Source organism: uncultured Flavonifractor sp. (assembly GCF_944383115.1).
Lineage (GTDB): Bacteria > Bacillota > Clostridia > Oscillospirales > Oscillospiraceae > Flavonifractor.
On record NZ_CALWOJ010000036.1, the window covers coordinates 1 to 18091 of the forward strand.

General features: G+C 57.0%; 21 protein-coding genes. All 21 read right to left on the reverse strand.

All coding sequences use genetic code 11. The features are described from left to right. Positions 1-121: 121 nt before the first annotated feature. A complete protein-coding gene (locus Q0K43_RS05645) occupies positions 122-853 on the reverse strand; it encodes a Stp1/IreP family PP2C-type Ser/Thr phosphatase (RefSeq protein ID WP_297289587.1) in 732 nt (243 codons plus the stop codon). An 87-nt stretch (positions 854-940) separates the two neighbouring features. Further along, on the reverse strand, positions 941-1966 hold the full coding sequence (gene rlmN, locus Q0K43_RS05650) for a 23S rRNA (adenine(2503)-C(2))-methyltransferase RlmN (RefSeq protein WP_297289588.1): 1026 nt from the start codon (positions 1964-1966) through the stop codon (positions 941-943). After that, complete coding sequence (gene rsmB, locus Q0K43_RS05655) at positions 1963-3273, reverse strand: 16S rRNA (cytosine(967)-C(5))-methyltransferase RsmB (RefSeq protein ID WP_297289589.1); 1311 nt, start codon at positions 3271-3273, stop codon at positions 1963-1965. Before rsmB ends, rlmN begins: the two co-directional genes overlap by 4 nt. Position 3274: 1 nt before the next feature. Next, a complete protein-coding gene (locus tag Q0K43_RS05660) occupies positions 3275-3973 on the reverse strand; it encodes a zinc metallopeptidase (protein WP_297289590.1) in 699 nt (232 codons plus the stop codon). 12 nt (positions 3974-3985) lie between these two features. Next, positions 3986-5236: a glycosyltransferase family 39 protein gene (locus Q0K43_RS05665; protein WP_297289591.1), complete on the reverse strand. Its 1251-nt coding sequence runs from the start codon at positions 5234-5236 to the stop codon at positions 3986-3988. After that, on the reverse strand, positions 5233-6183 hold the full coding sequence (fmt, locus tag Q0K43_RS05670; protein ID WP_297289592.1) for a methionyl-tRNA formyltransferase: 951 nt from the start codon (positions 6181-6183) through the stop codon (positions 5233-5235). Before fmt ends, Q0K43_RS05665 begins: the two co-directional genes overlap by 4 nt. Beyond that, positions 6180-6674 carry a peptide deformylase gene (def, locus tag Q0K43_RS05675; protein ID WP_297289593.1) on the reverse strand — a complete coding sequence of 165 codons (495 nt, stop codon included), beginning with the start codon at positions 6672-6674 and terminating at the stop codon, positions 6180-6182. The genes fmt and def overlap by 4 nt, the downstream gene beginning before the upstream one ends. A 13-nt stretch (positions 6675-6687) precedes the next feature. Next, positions 6688-9153 (reverse strand): replication restart helicase PriA, encoded by a 2466-nt coding sequence (gene priA / locus Q0K43_RS05680; RefSeq protein ID WP_297289594.1) that lies wholly within the window; start codon positions 9151-9153, stop codon positions 6688-6690. 87 nt (positions 9154-9240) lie between these two features. Beyond that, positions 9241-9441: a DNA-directed RNA polymerase subunit omega gene (rpoZ, locus tag Q0K43_RS05685; protein ID WP_297289595.1), complete on the reverse strand. Its 201-nt coding sequence runs from the start codon at positions 9439-9441 to the stop codon at positions 9241-9243. Between the two features lie 6 nt (positions 9442-9447). Then, positions 9448-10056, reverse strand: coding sequence for a guanylate kinase (gene gmk / locus Q0K43_RS05690; RefSeq protein ID WP_297289596.1), 609 nt, complete (start codon positions 10054-10056; stop codon positions 9448-9450). After that, a complete protein-coding gene (gene remA, locus Q0K43_RS05695) occupies positions 10056-10325 on the reverse strand; it encodes an extracellular matrix/biofilm regulator RemA (RefSeq protein ID WP_297289597.1) in 270 nt (89 codons plus the stop codon). Before remA ends, gmk begins: the two co-directional genes overlap by 1 nt. Before the next feature lie 11 nt (positions 10326-10336). Further along, on the reverse strand, positions 10337-11215 hold the full coding sequence (locus Q0K43_RS05700; protein ID WP_297289598.1) for a YicC/YloC family endoribonuclease: 879 nt from the start codon (positions 11213-11215) through the stop codon (positions 10337-10339). A gap of 78 nt (positions 11216-11293) precedes the next feature. Further along, on the reverse strand, positions 11294-11833 hold the full coding sequence (locus tag Q0K43_RS05705; RefSeq protein ID WP_297289599.1) for a hypothetical protein: 540 nt from the start codon (positions 11831-11833) through the stop codon (positions 11294-11296). 3 nt (positions 11834-11836) lie between these two features. After that, positions 11837-12430, reverse strand: coding sequence for a J domain-containing protein (locus Q0K43_RS05710; protein ID WP_297289600.1), 594 nt, complete (start codon positions 12428-12430; stop codon positions 11837-11839). After that, positions 12427-13296, reverse strand: coding sequence for a DUF5685 family protein (locus Q0K43_RS05715; protein ID WP_297289601.1), 870 nt, complete (start codon positions 13294-13296; stop codon positions 12427-12429). Before Q0K43_RS05715 ends, Q0K43_RS05710 begins: the two co-directional genes overlap by 4 nt. Next, a complete protein-coding gene (locus Q0K43_RS05720; RefSeq protein WP_297289602.1) occupies positions 13296-13724 on the reverse strand; it encodes a SoxR reducing system RseC family protein in 429 nt (142 codons plus the stop codon). Before Q0K43_RS05720 ends, Q0K43_RS05715 begins: the two co-directional genes overlap by 1 nt. 39 nt (positions 13725-13763) lie before the next feature. Continuing rightward, positions 13764-15008: a CdaR family protein gene (locus tag Q0K43_RS05725; protein WP_297289603.1), complete on the reverse strand. Its 1245-nt coding sequence runs from the start codon at positions 15006-15008 to the stop codon at positions 13764-13766. Then, complete coding sequence (gene cdaA, locus Q0K43_RS05730; RefSeq protein ID WP_297289604.1) at positions 14989-15873, reverse strand: diadenylate cyclase CdaA; 885 nt, start codon at positions 15871-15873, stop codon at positions 14989-14991. The genes Q0K43_RS05725 and cdaA overlap by 20 nt, the downstream gene beginning before the upstream one ends. A 227-nt stretch (positions 15874-16100) precedes the next feature. Beyond that, complete coding sequence (locus Q0K43_RS05735; protein WP_297289605.1) at positions 16101-17261, reverse strand: aminotransferase class V-fold PLP-dependent enzyme; 1161 nt, start codon at positions 17259-17261, stop codon at positions 16101-16103. Next, positions 17258-17512: a DUF3343 domain-containing protein gene (locus tag Q0K43_RS05740; RefSeq protein ID WP_297289606.1), complete on the reverse strand. Its 255-nt coding sequence runs from the start codon at positions 17510-17512 to the stop codon at positions 17258-17260. The genes Q0K43_RS05735 and Q0K43_RS05740 overlap by 4 nt, the downstream gene beginning before the upstream one ends. 85 nt (positions 17513-17597) lie before the next feature. Further along, the gene (gene ispF, locus Q0K43_RS05745; protein ID WP_297289607.1) at positions 17598-18071 is read right to left on the reverse strand and encodes a 2-C-methyl-D-erythritol 2,4-cyclodiphosphate synthase; all 474 of its coding nucleotides are present in this window, start codon (positions 18069-18071) and stop codon (positions 17598-17600) included. Positions 18072-18091 lie beyond the last annotated feature (20 nt).

Below are 18091 nucleotides of genomic sequence, written 5' to 3' on the forward strand. Positions count from 1 at the left end.
AGCCGGTGATCCCGGCCCTTGTACACCACGGCCATGCCGCCGATGCCGATGCGCTCCAGGATTTCATATCGGTTGTCGAGTAATTTCCCTATGTATTGATCCATAGTTCATTACCCCCTTTTCAAAGGATCTGGAAGAGGACTGCCGTCACGTTATCCGGCGCGCCTCTCGAGATGGTGATATCCAGCAACCGCTGACAGCAGCCGCTCGGTTCTCCGCCGTGAATGACTTCATAAAGCAATTCCTGGTCAGACAGGATGTTGCTCAACCCATCGGAACACAGCAGCAAGAAATCTCCGCTTTGCAGTTCTTTTTCATACAAATCGGCCCGGATGTGTTCTTCCGCGCCAAGGGCCCGTGTGATCAGATTTTTTCGCGGATGGGTACGAGCCTCTTCCGGGGTAATATCGCCCCTGGCAACCATATCCTCAACCACTGAATGGTCGCGGGTCAGGCGGACAATCCCGTCCTGGTTGATATGGTAAGCCCGACTGTCTCCGATATTCAGCAAATATGCCGTCTGTTCCACAACTAAGGCGGCTACCATAGTGGTACCCATACCAAAGCAATCCGGGTCGGAACAGGCTCTGCGGTATACCGCTTCATTGGCTTCTTCCGCAGCCTGTGACAAAACTGCCGGCGGCGGAGTGTCCGGGTCGCCCTGGGCACGCTGAAGGGTATCCACAAAGGTCTCTACCGCGATCAGGCTAGCGATATTGCCCGCCTTTGCGCCTCCCATGCCGTCACAGACCACGCCGACTGCCAGGTGTTCCGACGGCACATCTAAGTAATACCCATCCTGATTCTGAGTTCGGACCACACCTTTATCGGTGATGCCCCATGCGTTGATCATAGTGAATCAGCCTCTTTTCCAGCCGGTCAGCCCCGCTGCACGGGCTTCCGGCAAAACAATGGAACCGGCGATACACGCCAGTGCAGCTCAATCGGTTTGCAGCATAGCCTTCCTGCGAAGCTGACCGCAGGAGGCATCAATATCCCCGCCCAGTTTGCGCCGTACCGTGGCAGTAATGCCGTGGGACTCCAGGCGCTTCTGGAACTGGGCCACCCGGCGACTGGGCTTCAGGGGACTCTCCGCCACATGGTTGAGTGGGATCAGATTGACGTGACCAGGGGTGCCTTTGAGATGCTCGGCCAACAGATCGGCCTGCCAATCAGCGTCATTTACCCCATCCACCATAGCGTACTCATAGGAGATCCGTCGCCCTGTTTTTTCAAAATATCGGCGGCAGGTATCAAAAAGTTTCTCCACGCCCACATGTTTGTTTACCGGCATAAGTTTGCTGCGGGTCTCGTTATCGGGGGCATGGAGGGATACCGATAACGTTAATTGTAACTGATACTCGGCTAGTTTGTCAATTTTTTCGACGAGACCACAGGTAGACAAAGAAATATGGCGCATTCCAATGTTAAGTCCGTCAGGACTATTTACCAAAGCCAGAAACCTCAGCACTGTATCAAAATTATCTAAAGGCTCCCCGATACCCATGAGTACAATATTGCTTATGGTATGTCCGGAATCCAATTGGGTAAAGAGAACCTGGTCCAGCATTTCAGCAGGCGTTAAGTCTCTTACCTTGCCGCCCAGTGTGGATGCGCAAAAGGCGCATCCCATACGGCACCCAACCTGAGAAGAGATACACACAGTATTCCCATGATGATAGCGCATCAAAACCGTCTCAATGCAGTTTCCGTCGGATAAACGCCACAAATATTTGATGGTGCCGTCCAGGGCGGACATCTGCTTGCGTTCCACTGCCGGAGGACAGAGCAGGCAGCTTGCTTTCAGCTTTTCCCGCAAAGGCTTGGACAGGTTGGTCATCTCATCGAAGGAGCGCACCCCCCGGTGGAGCCACTGAAAGACCTGCTTGGCCCGGAAGGCGGGCTCTCCCAGTTCTTTGAAATAGGCGGTCATCTCCGCCAGATCCATGGATTTGATGTCAGTCATGCCTTCCTCCTCAGCTTGGCGAAGAAAAAGCCGTCGGTGCCGTGGCGGTGGGGCCAGCAGGTCACCATACCATGCTCCGCCCCCTCAAAACAGCCCGGCAGTTGAAATCCCTCTAATGTAAAGTCTTTATGCCTGTCCAAAAATGCGTTGACGACATCCTCATTTTCCCGTTCCAGCAGCGTACAGGTTGCGTAGAGCAGCACACCGTTCGGCTTGACATAGCGGCACACGTTATCCAGAATAGCCGTTTGGACCCGGGGCAACCCTTCCAGGGGCTTGGGGTCCTTATACCGGATGTCCGGCTTCTTGCGGATAATGCCCAGCCCGGAGCAGGGTACGTCAGCCAGCACTAAATCAAATCTGGCGAGGAAATCTTCTTTATACTCCCGGCTATCCAATACATGGGCAGATATACAATCCAGCCCCAGCCGTTTAGCCCCCGCACGGATGAGCGCAATTTTGTGGGGATGGATATCGCAGGAAATGACGCTCCCCTGCATGTCCATGGCGATGGCCGCAGCAAAGGATTTGCCGCCGGGGGCGGCGCAGGCATCAAGCACCGACATGCCTGGCCTGGGATCAGCAGCCAGTACTGCCAACTTGGCGGCTGCGTCCTGGATGTAAAAGAGTCCCTCCCGAAATTCAGATAGTTCCTCCAGATTGCCAGTGTGAGTCAACAGCAGACAGTCTGGCAGCCATGGATGAAGTTCCACCTCCACCCCATCAGCCCGGAGGAAACTTATCACCGCGTCCACTTCTGCTTTAGTCGTATTGACCTGAGCGCAGGTGGGCGGCTCGCTGTTGTCGGCAGCCAGGAGGGCCGCCGCCTCCTTTCCGCCCAATCGGCTGGTAAAGAGATCCGCCAACCACTGGGGATGGCTGTAACGCACCGCCGGGTCCTCGGGGGGCTCCAGGCTGCCCTTCTGACGGGCCAGGGATCGGAGTACCCCGTTGACCAGGCCGGCAGCGCGGGGATTCTTGGAGGCCTTTCGAGCCAGATCCACCGTCTCACTAACGGCAGCATGGTCTGGTATTCTGTCAAGGAAAAGCACTTGATATGCTCCAAGCCGCAAGGAGTTGCGGATACCAGGCTCCATTTTCTCCAGCTTCACTGTGGACAACCTTTCCAGATAGTTGTCCAAGAGCAGCTTGTTCTGAAGCACACCAAAGCACAGCCGGGTAGCCAGAGCGGCGTCTCTGCCGTCCAGACCGGCGGCAGCTAATGTCTTTTTCAAAAAGCCGTCCGACCAGGCACCCTGCCTTTCACATGCCACCAATGCTCGAAGTGCCACTTCTCTGGCCGTCATATCAATCCCTCCGGCGGCTGTTAAACAGCAAGAGATAGCGCAGCAAGTGCGCAATGGACACCAGCAACGCCGCAACGTAGGTCATGGCAGCAGCCCCAAGTACCTTTTTGGCGCCTCTAAGCTCCTGCTCATCCAACAAATTGGTATCCCGCAGTGAATGGATCGCACGGCGCGAAGCATTGAATTCCACAGGAAGCGTAACGACCTGAAAGACCGTTGCCACGGCAAAGAGAATGACTCCAACCGCAAACAGAGGCCTGGAATACAGAACAAAACCCAGAATAATAAGCAGGATAGAGATCTGGGAGCTGAAATTGCAAACCGGAATAATCGCCCCACGCAGTTTGATGGGGCCGTAATCCTGAGCGTACTGGACGGCGTGTCCAGCCTCATGGGCGGCCACTCCTACTGCGGCAATACTGGTGGAGTCATACACAGAATCAGACAGGCGAATGACATTGCTTCTTGGATCGTAGTGATCGGTAAGCCTGCCGGACACCCGGGTGATCTGTACGCCGTACACCCCATGGGCCTTCAGAACCTCCTCCGCCGCCTGGGCGCCGGTCAGTCCCCTGCGACCGGCAATGCGGGAATAGCGGTTAAAGGTACTGGACACGTTGATCTGTGCCACCAGGGCAATCAGCATAGCAGGTACTAAAATAATCCAGTAATAGGTGTCAAAGTAGTAGAAAAAGGGCATAGCGGCCTCCAATCACATGATCTGTCCTCCTGTGAGGAACCAGTATAGGTTTAGCAGAAATCCCAATCCCATCACAGCAGCTATCCCAAACGTCAGTTTGGGCCGGTGTTCGGTAAGGGCAGCGGCAAACAGGAAAAAGGGCAAGGCACAGGACAGGTATCGACCGGCGCTGAGCAGCCAGGACAAGGAATAGTTTAGCACCAGGTAGACAAACCCATACAGGGTATACATGCTGCGGAATTGATTCCGAGCCCATACCAGCAGGGTAAAAAACAGCGGGAACAGCAGAATGGTCGGAATCCAGATCTGATAGCGCACCAATTCCATAGGATAGTTCAGCGCGTTTTGCAGTACATACCAGAGGGTTTCACCAATGGGACAAAATCCCTGGCTCCAATGCTGCTGCATGATGGTAAAAGCAAGAGGATCACCAGTTACTCGCCAGTTAAGAGCCAGGTAAATCAACGTGCCCCCAGCAGGCAGCAGCAGTGCCGGTAATTTGCGGATAATGACCTTCCAATCAAACCGGCCCACATGAGTCACCAGTTCTGCGCCAGCAGCGCCGATCAGCAGGATACCGTGCATGCGTGTCAAAGCAGCCAGCAGGCCCCATATGCCCGCCTGCCACCAACGGTGTCGGCGAATGGCCCACAGCCCTCCGGCGGTAGTAAGCAGAAAGAGGCTTTCCGTCATGATACCCCCAAAAAAGAAGGCGTAGGGATAGATCGACAGAAACAGCACCGTCCGCCTGGCTGCACCCTGGCCCAGTTCAAAGGCGGCCAGCCTGTATAGAAAGACGCAGCCTACCCCGTAACAGACAAAGGAGATCAGCAGCCCTGCGGCCATAGTATTGCCCGTCAGCAGAGAAATCACCCGCATCAACCAGGGATATAGGGGGAAAAACACCAAAAAAAGATTTTTTCCATCCTCTACATAGCCGGAATAGCCCAGTTCTGCTAGGTTGACATAATGCAGACCATCCCACCGCTTCCAGATCCAAAGGGCTGCATCCCCACCGGAGCCCGGATACAGGATGAGACATGCAACTATACCCACCATCAGAAAAATCAAAATCCGGAAGGAAAATGTAATGGCAAATACCTTTACACATTCTTGTCTATTCGGGCAATACTTGCTGGCTGCAGGAAATCTGCCGCTAAGCAGCGGCAACGGGACGCCCGCAGCGCCCAACCACCGCAACACCAGGGATAACCCCAATACAGCCACCATACCGGTGATTGCCAGGTTCCAGATCAGTTTCATTCTCCCTGTTCCGGCAGGGCCAGTATGGTTCCTACTACAACGGGATGGCCCCGAAGGTAGTCGGCAGCCTTCATCCGTTTACCGCCGTCTGGCTGGATCTCCTCCAGCCGCAGCACCGTGCCTTGTCCGCAGGCTACCGTCAGCCCCTCCTTCCCGGCGGCCAGGACAGTGCCAGGTACGGCGTCGGTGCTATCGGAAGAGACGACAGTTCTAAATACTTTACACCGTTTGTCTCCCAAAGTAGACACGGCAGCAGGCCATGGAATCAGGCCTCTCACCTGGTCGTGGAGCTGACGGGCGGGGCGGTTAAAGTCCATGGGGGACAGCTCCCGACCCAGCATGGGGGCCAGGGTGGCTTTTTCATGATCCTGGGGCGTCCGGGTGGCGGTACCGGCATCGATCTGCGCCACGGTTTCCACCAGGAGCTGGGCGCCCAGCTGAGCCAGACGGTCATGGAGCGTTACTACCGTCTCGTCCGGGTCGATGGGGGTGGATGCCTGGGAGATGATGTCTCCGGCATCCAGATCGTGTGCCATGTGCATGATCGTCACGCCGGTCTCTTTATCCCCGTTGAGTACCGCCCAGTTGATGGGGGCGGCTCCCCGGTAGTTGGGCAGCAGAGACGAGTGGACATTGATGCACCCCTTGGGAGGGGCGGCCAGAATGTCATCCGGCAGGATGCGGCCGTAGGCCGCCACTACGATCAGCTCAGGTGCCAGCTCCTGAATGAGGGCCAGCGCAGTACCGTCCCGCAGCTTGACAGGCTGATACACCGGGATATCGTGGGCCAGGGCACACTCCTTCACCGGTGGGGCCTGGAGCTTCATGCCTCTGTTCTTGGGCTTGTCTGGCTGAGTAAATACCCCGCAGATCTGATGTCCTGCACCAACCAAGGCCTCCAGAGAGGGCACTGCAAAGTCCGGGGTACCCATGAAGAGGATTCTCATGCCTCATCCTCCCCCGCCATCAGCTCGTCCAGTTCCTCCGTGGTATACAGCCGGCCTGCCAGCTCGGTAAACAGGTGGCCGTCCAGATGGTCGATCTCATGGCAGAAGCAGCGGGCCACGATCTCCTCCCCTTCCACCTCAAAGAAATTGCCGTTGCGGTCCTGAGCCCGCACCTTGGCCTTCATGGGACGCTTCACGACACCCCAGCGTCCGGGAACAGACAGGCAGCCTTCAAAGCCCTCCTGCTCTCCCTCCATAGCGATGATCTCCGGATTGACCAGCTCCAGCATCTGATCGTTGGCGTCTACTACGATAACAGCCCGGCGAAGAATGCCTACCTGAGGAGCGGCCAGCCCGGCCCCGTTGGCCTCCGCCAGCGTCTCCTTCAGATCATCCAGCAGGTCGTGGAGACGTCCGTCAAACTGAGTCACAGGACGACATGCTTTGTGCAAGACAGGATCGTCATCAGTGAGAATCGTGCGAAGAGCCATAATTGTATTCCTCCTAATCCAATGGGTTGACGTCGGCAGACACCGAAACGCCTTTGGTTTCTTTGTCGGTCTGAACCGCCCGAAGCAGGGCGGCTATCATAGTCCTCACAGACTTGCTATTGGAGCATGCCAAAGTAAGTCGGTAGCGGTATCGCTCATTGACTTTTGCAATGGACGCCGGAGCGGGGCCCAAAAGTCGGACTTCTATAGTTTGGTATTGCGGCAATTTGAGCCAGCCCTCCAGCGTATGTCGCAGGCGCATACAGGTGCGCAAAGCCTCCGCCTCCAGCCGTCCGGAGGCTGTGAGTACAAACAGGTCGCAGAAGGGCGGACACTGCCGCAGCTTGCGCAGCGCAATCTCCTGGCGGTAAAAAGAGTCGTAGTCCTGGCGTGCAGCGCAACGGATCACATCATTGTCCGGAGTAAAGGTCTGGATCATGGCCCTGCCCCCTTTTTCTCCGCGGCCCGCCCTGCCTACCACCTGAGTCAACAGGGAAAAGGTCCGCTCTCCGGCACGGTAGTCGTCGGCGTAAAGGGACTGGTCTGCGTTGATGACCCCCACCAGGGTCACGTTGGGAAAATCCAGGCCTTTGGCTACCATCTGGGTGCCCAGCAGCACGGGGATATTTTCCCGCTCAAACCGCGACAACAATGTTTCGTGGCTGTGGGTGGCTGAAACAGCGTCCGCATCCATCCGCAGTATTTCCCTGCCAGGCAGAGCCTCTTTCAGTTCCTCCTCTACCTTCTGAGTACCGGCACCAATAAAATGGAAGGCCCCGCCGCAGGTGGGACAGGACTCCGGCAAGAGCTGGGAGTACCCGCAGTAGTGGCACATGAGCCGTCCATTGGCCGAGTGGTAGGTCAAATGGATGGAGCAGCGCGGACAGGTAGGTACTTCCCCGCATTCCCCACAGCTGACCATCCGGCTGGCGCCTCGGCGGTTCAGCAGCAGAATGCTCTGCTCGCCCCGGGTGACCGCATCCTCCATCGCCCGCAGCAGAGGACCACTCAAGTCGGTACCGTTCCCGGCCCGTAATTCCTGTTTCATATCTATGATGTCAACCGACGGCAGCGCCTGCTGATTATACCGCTGTTTTAATACAAAAAGCCGATAGGCGCCGGTCTCTGCCTGATACATACTCTCCACCGATGGAGTGGCTGACGCAAGCAGCATCAGCGCATTGTGGTGGACACAGCGGAACTTCGCCACGTCGCGGGCGTGGTATTTGGGAACATTTTCCGACTGATAAGTGGATTCCTGCTCCTCGTCCAGAACAATAAGGCCCAAATCCTTCAACGGAGCAAATACAGCAGAGCGGGTGCCTACAACAACGCGGGCTTCTCCCGCTTTGATCCGCTTCCATTCATCATACCGCTCACCCGCCCGGAGAGAGGAGTGGAGTACGGCGACCAGCTCTCCAAAGTGAGAAGAAAACAGCCGCATCAGCTGGGGTGTCAGCGAGATCTCGGGAACCAACACCAGCGCACTTTGTCCGCGCCGTAAAGCCTCGTAGATCAATTTCAGATATACCTGGGTTTTGCCGCTGCCGGTAACGCCGTACAGCAGGGCGGCTGCCGGCTTGTTTTCAGATGCCAGCGCATTCAGCCCGTCAAAGGCGGCCTGCTGCTCTTCGTTGAGAACCGGTTCCCTCGCCCGCGTTACTCCTTCCACCGTTACACGGCGGTAAACTTCCCTCCGCTCCAGCGTAATGACACCACTTTTGGCCAAAGCCCGTAAGGTGGCGGGCGACGCCCCGGTAAAATAGCACAGTTCTTTGGTGGAAGCCGCGCCAATGGAACACAGCAGCTCCACCACCGCGTATTGCAGCGGGGCGGTTCGCCGTCTGGCGGCGGCCTGATCCAGGGCGTCCTGGGCGGGAACAGCCAGGGTTGCCACCTGCTCGGTCTTGTCACCCACGCCGCGGGAGGCACTGGTCTCCAACACAATAATTCCCTTGTCACGCAGCAGCTTTAACGCAGGATTTGGGTCTTTTACCCCGAAAGCCTCCCGCAGAGTGGCTACGTCGGCGCAGCCGTGATTGGCAAAGAGCAGCTCCACCACATGCCTTGCATGATCAGATTTTCCAGCCGCCTGATAAGCGGTCTCCCGATCCACACCCTCAGCAATCTTCCACTGATCCTGGAGTGCATAGTACAGCCCTGCAGGCAACATGGCCCGGGCAGCATCGTACACGGTACAAAACCATCTCTCCCGCATCCATAGGGCCAGTTTCAAAGCCTCCCCATCCAGCACAGGCGTTTCATCCAGAATGGTCAACACCGGTTTGAGGGCCCGCGTTCCCCCGCTGTCATGTTCCAAGGCCAGAACGATACCCTCTGTGTGGCGATTGCCGGATCCAAAGGGTACCACTACCCGCATGCCAGGGCGGAGGCAGCCGGTCAGTTCCGCTGGTACAGTATAGTCGTAAGGTTTATCAATGGCATAGGTGGCGGCTTTAAGGGCTATTTTAGCAACCATGTCCATCACCTTCCCATTTTCCCTAAGGACAGCCCGAGGCAAGCGGCAGACGCTCCCGCCTGTCGCTTGCCTCTCGTTCCTCTCATGTTAGGCCTCTTCCCGATCCATACTGACTTTGCCATCAGCCACTTCTCGAATAGCGATGGTAACCGGCTTATCCTCCAGAGAAATACCGGCATCCTCCGCCTCGGTAGCAACCTGACGGGCCCGCTGGGCCACCACATTTACCAGCAGATAACGGCTGGGCACCTGCTTGAGCAGTTGATTCATAGGGGGTTCGAGCATCATATTGTATCAGACTCCTTCTACCAGATTCATGCGGTTTTTCGTGCGGCAGCCCTCTGCAGTAAGGATAGCAATAATCTCTGCCGCCGCCTCAGACACTTTATCGTTTACAACCAGATAGTCGTAATTTGGGATCTCTCGGTACTCCTCCCGCGCTTTCTGGAGCCGGCCCTGGATCACCTCTTCACTGTCAGTAGCCCGGCGATGGAGACGGCGGGAGAGTTCCTCAAAGGAGGGCGGGATAATAAAAATACATACAGCATCAGGACACTTTGCCCGCACCTTGGCGGCCCCCTGTACCTCAATATCCAACAGAACGTCGATCCCAGCCGCCAGTTTCTCCTGGATCACCCGCAGGGAGGTACCATAATAATTATGGACATATTCGGCATATTCCAACAGTTCATCGTTGGCAATCATCCGCTCAAATTCATCCCGCGAGACAAAATTATAGTTGACGCCGTCCTCCTCGCCCACACGGGGCTGCCGTGTGGTGAAAGATACGGAAAAATAGATATCTTTGCGTTCGCTGAGCAGTTCGGCAATGACCGTACTCTTTCCAACTCCAGAAGGGCCGGAAAGCACAATCAGCGTACCGCGTTCTTTCTTTCTTCCCATCAAGGCGCCTCTTCCTCCTCCGCAGCTTCCGTCTCTTTTCCGCCCAGTCGGCCGGCCACCGTCTCCGGCTGGAGGGCTGAAAGGACGATATGGTCGCTGTCCATGATGAGTACGGCTCTGGTACGTCGACCATAGGTGGCATCAATCAGACTGCCCTTATCCCGAGCCTCCTGCACCATACGTTTGATAGGGGCGGACTCCGGACTAACAATGGCAATGAGCCGCCCCGCCGATACCATGTTGCCAAAGCCGATATTGATCAGTTTCATGGGACCGCCCCTTACTCAATATTCTGGATCTGCTCCCGAATTTTCTCAATTTCCGCCTTAATGTCCACAACATAGCCGGCGGTCTCAATATCGCTGCATTTGGAACCGATGGTATTGGCCTCGCGATTAAACTCCTGGATCAAGAAGTCCAGCTTGCGGCCAATGGCGCCGCCCTGGCTGAGCATATGTTCCAACTGGGACAGATGGCTGCGCAAACGGACGGTCTCCTCGTCAACTGCCACCTTGTCAGCATAAATGGCGGCCTCGGTCAGGATACGGCTCTCATCAATCTGAGTGTTCTGCAGGACTTCATTCATCCGGGCCACCAGCTTGGAACGGTAGTCAGCCACGATACCAGGGGCGCGAACCTCCACCTTGGACACCAGCCCTTCGATCGTAGCCGCCCGGGACCGGACGTCCTGGCACAGCTTCTCCCCTTCCCGGGTACGCATGGCGTCGAAGTCGTCCAGAGCCAGGTCCAGCACCGCACAGATGTCGGCAGACAGTGCCTCCAGATCCTCCTGCGTCTTTTCCACCAGGAACACATCCTGGAACCGGGAGAGCAGGGACACAGAAATATCGTCCCGCAGGCCATAGGTGTCTTGCAAGTCCTTCAGGGCTGCATAGTAACCGTCGGCCACCGGCTTATTGACTGAGATAGCCACATCACCGTTGGCGGAGGGCCCGATCGTGATGTATACGTCCACCTTGCCCCGGGAAATACGGCTCTGCACCCGCGTTTTTACTGCATCTTCGGCAAATACATAGATACGGGGCAGTTTGACGGTGCAGTCCAAATAGCGGTTGTTCACCGAGCGCAGCTCCACCGTAATGGGGCGACCATTGACATTCGCCTCTCCCCGGCCATAGCCGGTCATACTCTTGACCAAATGGGGTTCCCCCTGTTCCTCTATAAAATACTCCTGCGCTGGATGGGCAGAAACTTTAATCTTAAGCATTATAACAAACTAACGATTCTTCCGCAAGACCCTGTCCACCCGGGCGGCATAGAAGGCAATCAGTTTGGAAAAACCGATGTCGTAAATGACGAATCCAATGTTGCCCGCGGCAAAGACCATCCAGGTCTGGCTGAGTGCCCCAGGCAGGAAGGGCAGAAAGAGGGCCTTCAGACCGAACCACAGTACGGCAAGCGCAATGTTGCATACCAACAATTTGCCCGTCCACTCCACGACAAGGTTGGGTAGCTTTTCCAACAGGCTTTTCAACATGGGCCACAGGCCGAAAAAGATCAGGTAAAGCAAAGCCACGCTCTTACTGGGGATCAAAAGCATTCCAAGAATGCCGGTGGCAGCGTAGCAGAAAAAACCTGCCGCCAGTCCTGCGGACACGACCGCCCCTGCGGGAAAGAGTCCTGCCAGAGCAACCACCCCCAGCTTTCCGCTGGGAGCCAGAAAGGCCAGATAGAGAGAGATCAGGGACAGGCCGGTGAGCAGACCCACCAGCGCCGTTCGGGCCGCGCCGCCGCGGTATCGTCTGCGCTCTGCCATAACTTAATTTCCACAGCCGCCGCACAGGCAGTTGAGGCACATACAGGTGGTACACAGATCGCAGGCGTCCGGTCCGCCACCGTAGCCGTAAGGCCGGTATGCCTGCCCGCCCTGGCGCATCATCATCAAAGCCTGCCGGTACTCCGCATTGGACGGATCCATATTGCAGGCAATCTGGAAGTGCTGCGCCGCCTCATCCAGCCAGCCCTTGCGGTAGGCAAGAGAACCCGTAAGAAAATGCCACTCGGCATCCTGAGCGGGGGCGTTGCGGAGCAGCTGTTCAGCCCGGCTCAGATCTCCCATGTTGATGGCCTGACGGACCTGATTATACAGGCTTGACCCCTGAGAGGAGGACCCGTAGGACTGCTGATATCCTCCCTGATAGCCGCCGCTTTGATAACTCCCACCGCTGCGCATCTTAGTGATGGCATCGTAGGCCTCGTTGATCTCCTTCATCTTTTCTTCCGCCAGATCGGCGAGGGGGTTGTTCTGGTAATTGTCCGGATGATACTTCCGTGCCAATTCCCGATATGCCCGCTTGATCTCATCATCACTGGCGTCAGGTTTTACGCCCAATACGCTATAAGGATCGCTCATGTATGTTTTCTCCTGTCTGTATGATTGGCGGCCTTCCATTGGCCTGTAAAAACCAGTTCTTCCACGGCGGGTAAGCCCAAATAAAGAATATTCTCCAATGTTTCCTGCCAGTGGCCCAGTGTCAGCAATGCCATTGCGGAGCGGGCCAAGTTCAATGAATGACGCAGAGTGGTACGCATGACTTCCCGCCCTTCTTCCACTCCGCTGGGAAACCGTACCAAGATAGGATTGTAGGCGCCGGTACGCCTGTCTTCTTCCAGATCGTCCCAGGCATCCACCAGGTAAATCCAGCGTCCCACATGGTAAAGTAGTTGTTCCATGGCCCGGTTCCGGGCCGGATCTTCTGAGGGGGGAGCGGCGGCAGCCAGCAGCCGTGCAAAGGTGTCCGCCGTCCGGTCAATGGAGGGGCACTTCTCCCCCTCCAACTCCTGCAACTGAGTCAGGCATTGACGCACCTGGCCGTCAAAATCAGGGCGGGCAGCGGCAGCCTTCCGGTACCCACGGCGGAGCAGCCGGGACAGCAGCCGGGCGGGCAGCCCCCGCCAGAACCCGCTGTCGTCTACCGTATCCCGCAGCTTCCAGTAACTGAGGATGGTACCGGCATCTGCGGCCGCATCCACTCCGGTGGAGAGGACGCAGTTTTTCTTCCTGCACCACAACCGGGCGGGGCACCGCATGGAGGCAGGCTCCGGCTTGGAGCCATCCAGCAGCATAGCCAGGAAGGTGAAATCGTAGTTGAGAAACATCCGGGCCATAAAACCGTGGCGTTTGCCCAGGGCATGACACACACCGCAATAGAGAGCCTCGTAGTCCCGGTTCTGCTTCACTTTCAATTCGTCCCGCCAGGGACGCACATAACCGAACATCAGTCAGCGGGGTTGATTGCGGTAATACAGAAGGTGATGGAGCGGCTGCGGCGTACCTGCCGGTCCAGCAATACTGCCAGCAGCACACCCACCGCAAAGCCGATGCCGCCCACTGCGGCGCTGATCCCGCTGCTGAGCTGAAGGGCTGCGCACACAAAATAGCCCAGGAAAAACAAGATGAAGGGTACCAGGTAGACCACCACCGCCGCCTTGAGGATACCGCCGGTGGAGGACTCCACCCGCACCATATCGCCTGGCATGGCCCGAACCGGGTTGGCCGCCATAACGGCTACGGTGGAGCTGACCATTAACTCGCTGCACCCGCCGCCGCACTTGGAGCAGTCGTGACCGCAGGCGGACTGGCGTTTTACCGCTACTTCCGCCCGGCCATCGGGAAATACTTTGGTTACTTTTGCAGTTTGAATCATGGGATCACCTTGGTTTTCTCTTTATTCACTCACAAAACATTAAGTCAGGGACACCGAGATGGCATACTCCCCCACCACGCCTACGCTGCTGCTGCCGTCCAGATAGACCTTCACAGGAACGGTGCGGCTGCCGGTGGAGGGGTCGGTGTTGGATAGGTCGGCCACAATCCGCAGCTGAGACTCGGCGATTCGATTGACCTCCTCTTCCGGTCCCCGGATGAGGACGCTGCACGACTTGGTAATGGCCTCCGCCTCATAGCCCGCAGGTTTGTTGATGATCTCAATATTGTCCACCTTCATGGTGCGGGTGGCCAGCCCCTGGATGGTTACAGTTACCGTCACCTCGGTAATACCGCTGACGTTGGTCAATTCGGGAGAGAGTTCAATCTCTTTGGTAAAGGTACTGGTTCCGTATACATCAGACAGTTTGATATCGCCCAGAGAGATCTCCTTCAAACCTTCCACGTCGGCCTGGTCGCCGGACACCATAATCGTGTCTGTCGGTTCGATGGTCACCTTGGCATTGTCCGCCGTAGCGCCGCCGCCGTCAATGAGATTGACTGTGAGGGGCACTTCCTTGAGTACCTCAACCGGCAGAGTCACCAGTACAGTCTGAGGTTCTGCCTGAATGTTGGGGCTGGTCACTTTGTTGCCGTCCGTATCAATCAACGTCACAGCGCACTGTTCACTGTAAGTGCTGGTCAACTCCTGCTGAGCTACCGTTACCTGAGCATATTGAATTTCGTTGATCAGTTCCTCCTGACCGCTGATGGTAATGGTCTCCGGGGTGATGGAGAACTCGCCCCGCTGATAGCCCTCGGCCACGCTGCCCTCAAAGACCGCCTGCACCGGGACATCCTTTTCCGTCCAGCGGGAAACTGTAAAGTCCACGGTGGCCGGACTGGTATACCGCAAATCAATCGCATCGGTGGAAGTAATGGATCTGGGATAGCTGATGATGCGGGTGGTGACAGGAATGGACTGCTCTCCCGGCTCGGTGATGGTAGATACGTCGATATTCACCGTTACTTCCCCCTGGGAAAGGCGGTTAAATACGTCACGCCGGGCCTGAATATTAAGGTTGACCGTCTGATTTGCGCCCTGGGAGATCATCAGTCCCCGCTCCTCCAATACCTCCAGACCGCTGAACACCACCTGAACGTTGCGTACAGTCCCGGTAGTCAAGGGATTTGCCTCTTTCCCCACATAGATCCACAGGGCAAAGGCCAGCAGGATGGAGACCAGAATATAAAACCACTTGGAATCAGTGATCTTTTTCACCATTCTGCTTCTCCCCCTTTCCACCCCGGAACAGATTCATCAGTTTAAACTTGGACGGGGTCTCAGTCTGTTCCTTCTCGGGCATCAGCTCGTTGCGCAGCAACCGTTCCAGAGTCTCAGGGGCCAGATGGCGTTTCAGCATACCGCCCACTGCCACAGAGATGGAACCGGTTTCCTCCGACACAATGGCTACCACCGCGTCGGTATGCTCGCTGGCGCCGATACCCGCCCGGTGGCGCATGCCCAGTTCCCGGGACAAGTTCACATTTCCCGACATGGGGAGCATACAGCCCGCGCCCACGATCCGGCCGCCCCGGACGATAACCGCCCCATCATGGAGAGGCGCTTTATTCCAAAAAATATTCTTTAATAGCTCGGCGCTTACCGAGCAGTCCAGAGCGGTACCCGTCTTTATTGCGTCCTCCAGCATATTTTTCCGCTCAAAAACCATCAAAGCGCCGGTCTTGGATTTGGACAGGGCGGCGTAAGCCTCCACCGTCTGAGTGATAGCACCGTCCAACTCGTTGCGTTCTTCCGCATGGGTAAATACTTTTCCAATATTGGTACGACCCATCTGCTCCAGGAAGCGGCGAATTTCCGGCTGGAAAATAACCACCAACGCCACGCCGCCCCATTCCACCAGCTTGCCCAACAGGAAATTAACGGTGTTAAGTCCAAAGCTGGAAATCCACAGGGCCACGATGAACACCAGCACACCCTTGGCCACCGCTCCGGAACTGGTCCGGCGAACGAGCATGATAAGTTTATAGATGATAAACGCCATGATCAGGATATCAATAATATCGAAGATCCCGATGGGGGTTACCATCCCTTTGAACTGCTGCAGCAGATACAAAATGCCTTCCATACTCCCTCGTCTCCTGCTCCCCGGCGCCGCCGGTCATTCCCTTCTGTCCGTATCTTTTGAACTGACCTACTTTAACCAATTTATTATACTGTATTCCCCTACGATTGACAAGGGCAAGCAAGATCAATTTTCTGTGAATTCTATTCCGTTTCCGAAGGCAATCGACAGGGACCGACTTCTCCAAACCAAGAAAAACCCTCCGGCCGCAGCTTCGGAGGGCTTTTCATCTAAGTCCGTTTTTCTGACGGACGACGGGTTGCATCGCTGGATTGGGCTGCCAGTCTGGAGATCTCCCATACAAACCGGTCAATCTCAGCCTGGGTCGTAAAATCAGATACACTGGCCCGGATAGTACCGCTCTCCAGCGTTTCAGCACTCTCATGGGCCAGTGGGGCGCAATGGAGTCCGGCTCGTACAGCAATCCCCCGTCGGCTGAGCAATTCCCCAACCTCCTCACAGTCCATGCCTTCCACCTGAAAAGAAAGTACGCCGCTCTGACAGGCCGGATCTCTGGCCTGAAGGGCTCTCACCCGGGGCAGCCGGGCCAGGCCTTGGGCGGCCCGGCGGATGAGGCCCCCCTCCCGTTTGCCGATGGTCTCCGGGGTGCGGGCGGTCACATAGCGCAGCCCCGCCAGCAGTCCAGCTATCCCAGGTAGATTATGGGTTCCAGCCTCCAACCGGTCAGGCAGATAATCCGGCATGGTCTGGAGAACAGAGGCGCTGCCGGTTCCACCCTGGATCAGAGGAACGGCTTCCCCAGCGCAAAGGAGCAGGCCAGTTCCCTGGGGCCCATACAGGCCTTTATGACCAGGCATTGCAATAAAGGCGGCGCGGATGGTATCCTGCCGTACCGGCAAGCAACCAGCGGATTGGGAGGCGTCCACGATGAGGGGAACTCCCCGACGGCGGCACATGGCGGCGATCTCCTCTATGGGCAGGATAAAGCCGAATACATTGGAAACATGGGTACACACTACCGCAACCGGCCGGGCCTCCAGGCCAGCCTCAAAGGCATCCAGTTGGGCCTGGCGGTCAAAGAGGGGGGCCTTTGCAATCAGGATCTCTGCTCCGAGGGCGTGGAGAGGCCTGGTGACAGCATTATGTTCCCAGGGAGAAATAAGCACCTTGTCCCCCTGCTTCACCAGAGAACGAATGGCAATGTTGAGGCCATGGGTGGCATTAAACGTAAAGACAACCTGCTCCGGGCTTTCCACACCAAAGAGATCCGCCGCCGCCTGGCGGCAGGCAAAGGCGGTCTCCGCCGCCTTTCTGGCCGGCAGGTGTCCTCCCCTGCCGGGACTGGCCAGATTTTGAATGGCCCAGGCCGCCGCCCGGGCCACTGCGGGAGGTTTTTGCAGCGTTGTTGCGGCGCTGTCCAGATAGATCACAGCCCTACCTCCTGGTATCCGCCGTCCTCCGCCTGGAGATAGATCCGCTTGGGCGTAAGTCCCGCTCGGTTCAGAATCACCAGCGCGGTAGTGAGACTGCGTTCAGTCACCTTGACGGAATGGCTGCATCCTTCCCGGTCGATCAGTTTGGGGGATCGAAGGATCCGTGCCGTGATTCCCGCCCGCTCCAGCACTGCGGCGGTCCGCTGGGCATAGGTCAGGGAGCGGCAGACAATGAGATAATATACCATAAAAAACGCTCCTCTCGCACCAGCATATGTGCAAGAGGAGCGGAATGTGAGACGTTGTAGGGGCGACCTTTACGGTCGCCCGCACTCACAGCCTTTCCAGCAGACAGACAGCGTGGGCGGCCATGCCCTCCCCGGCCCCGGTGAAGCCCAGCCCCTCCTCGGTAGTGGCCTTTACGCTGATCTGATCCGGGTTCAGCCCCAGCCGGGCGGCCAGATTGGCCCGCATCTGTGGAATGTGGGGAGCCAGCTTGGGGCGTTGGGCCAGGATAGTGGCGTCGATGTTGCCCACCCGGTACCCGGCCTGGGCGAGGCGCTCCCCCACCCGCTCCAGCAGTACCAGGCTGTCCGCTCCGGCGTAGGCCGGGTCGTTGTCTGGGAACAGCTTGCCGATGTCCCCCAGGGCCGCAGCCCCCAGCAGGGCGTCCATAATGGCGTGGGTGAGTACGTCAGCGTCGGAATGGCCCAGCAGCCCCTTCTCCCAGGGGATGTCCACCCCGCCCAGGATCAGCTTCCGACCCTCCACCAGCCGGTGTACGTCATATCCATGTCCGATCCTCATAGATCCTCCCTCCAGGCCAG

Bases quoted from the DNA above. Each gene is read 5' to 3' on its own strand.
- rpoZ (WP_297289595.1), bottom strand. From the start codon at position 9,441: ATGATGCTCGAACCCCCTATGAATCAACTGCTCAAGCAGGTGCCCAGC.
- remA (WP_297289597.1), bottom strand. From the start codon at position 10,325: ATGAAACTGATCAATATCGGCTTTGGCAACATGGTATCGGCGGGGCGG.
- gmk (WP_297289596.1), bottom strand. From the start codon at position 10,056: ATGGGAAGAAAGAAAGAACGCGGTACGCTGATTGTGCTTTCCGGCCCT.
- ispF (WP_297289607.1), bottom strand. From the start codon at position 18,071: ATGAGGATCGGACATGGATATGACGTACACCGGCTGGTGGAGGGTCGG.
- Q0K43_RS05715 (WP_297289601.1), bottom strand. From the start codon at position 13,296: ATGTTCGGTTATGTGCGTCCCTGGCGGGACGAATTGAAAGTGAAGCAG.
- rsmB (WP_297289589.1), bottom strand. From the start codon at position 3,273: ATGACGGCCAGAGAAGTGGCACTTCGAGCATTGGTGGCATGTGAAAGG.
- rlmN (WP_297289588.1), bottom strand. From the start codon at position 1,966: ATGACTGACATCAAATCCATGGATCTGGCGGAGATGACCGCCTATTTC.
- Q0K43_RS05665 (WP_297289591.1), bottom strand. From the start codon at position 5,236: ATGAAACTGATCTGGAACCTGGCAATCACCGGTATGGTGGCTGTATTG.
- def (WP_297289593.1), bottom strand. From the start codon at position 6,674: ATGGCTCTTCGCACGATTCTCACTGATGACGATCCTGTCTTGCACAAA.
- Q0K43_RS05705 (WP_297289599.1), bottom strand. From the start codon at position 11,833: ATGGCAGAGCGCAGACGATACCGCGGCGGCGCGGCCCGAACGGCGCTG.
- cdaA (WP_297289604.1), bottom strand. From the start codon at position 15,873: ATGGAAGGCATTTTGTATCTGCTGCAGCAGTTCAAAGGGATGGTAACC.
- fmt (WP_297289592.1), bottom strand. From the start codon at position 6,183: ATGAGAATCCTCTTCATGGGTACCCCGGACTTTGCAGTGCCCTCTCTG.
- Q0K43_RS05645 (WP_297289587.1), bottom strand. From the start codon at position 853: ATGATCAACGCATGGGGCATCACCGATAAAGGTGTGGTCCGAACTCAG.
- Q0K43_RS05660 (WP_297289590.1), bottom strand. From the start codon at position 3,973: ATGCCCTTTTTCTACTACTTTGACACCTATTACTGGATTATTTTAGTA.
- Q0K43_RS05710 (WP_297289600.1), bottom strand. From the start codon at position 12,430: ATGAGCGATCCTTATAGCGTATTGGGCGTAAAACCTGACGCCAGTGAT.
- Q0K43_RS05740 (WP_297289606.1), bottom strand. From the start codon at position 17,512: ATGGTATATTATCTCATTGTCTGCCGCTCCCTGACCTATGCCCAGCGG.
- Q0K43_RS05720 (WP_297289602.1), bottom strand. From the start codon at position 13,724: ATGATTCAAACTGCAAAAGTAACCAAAGTATTTCCCGATGGCCGGGCG.
- priA (WP_297289594.1), bottom strand. From the start codon at position 9,153: ATGGTTGCTAAAATAGCCCTTAAAGCCGCCACCTATGCCATTGATAAA.
- Q0K43_RS05725 (WP_297289603.1), bottom strand. From the start codon at position 15,008: ATGGTGAAAAAGATCACTGATTCCAAGTGGTTTTATATTCTGGTCTCC.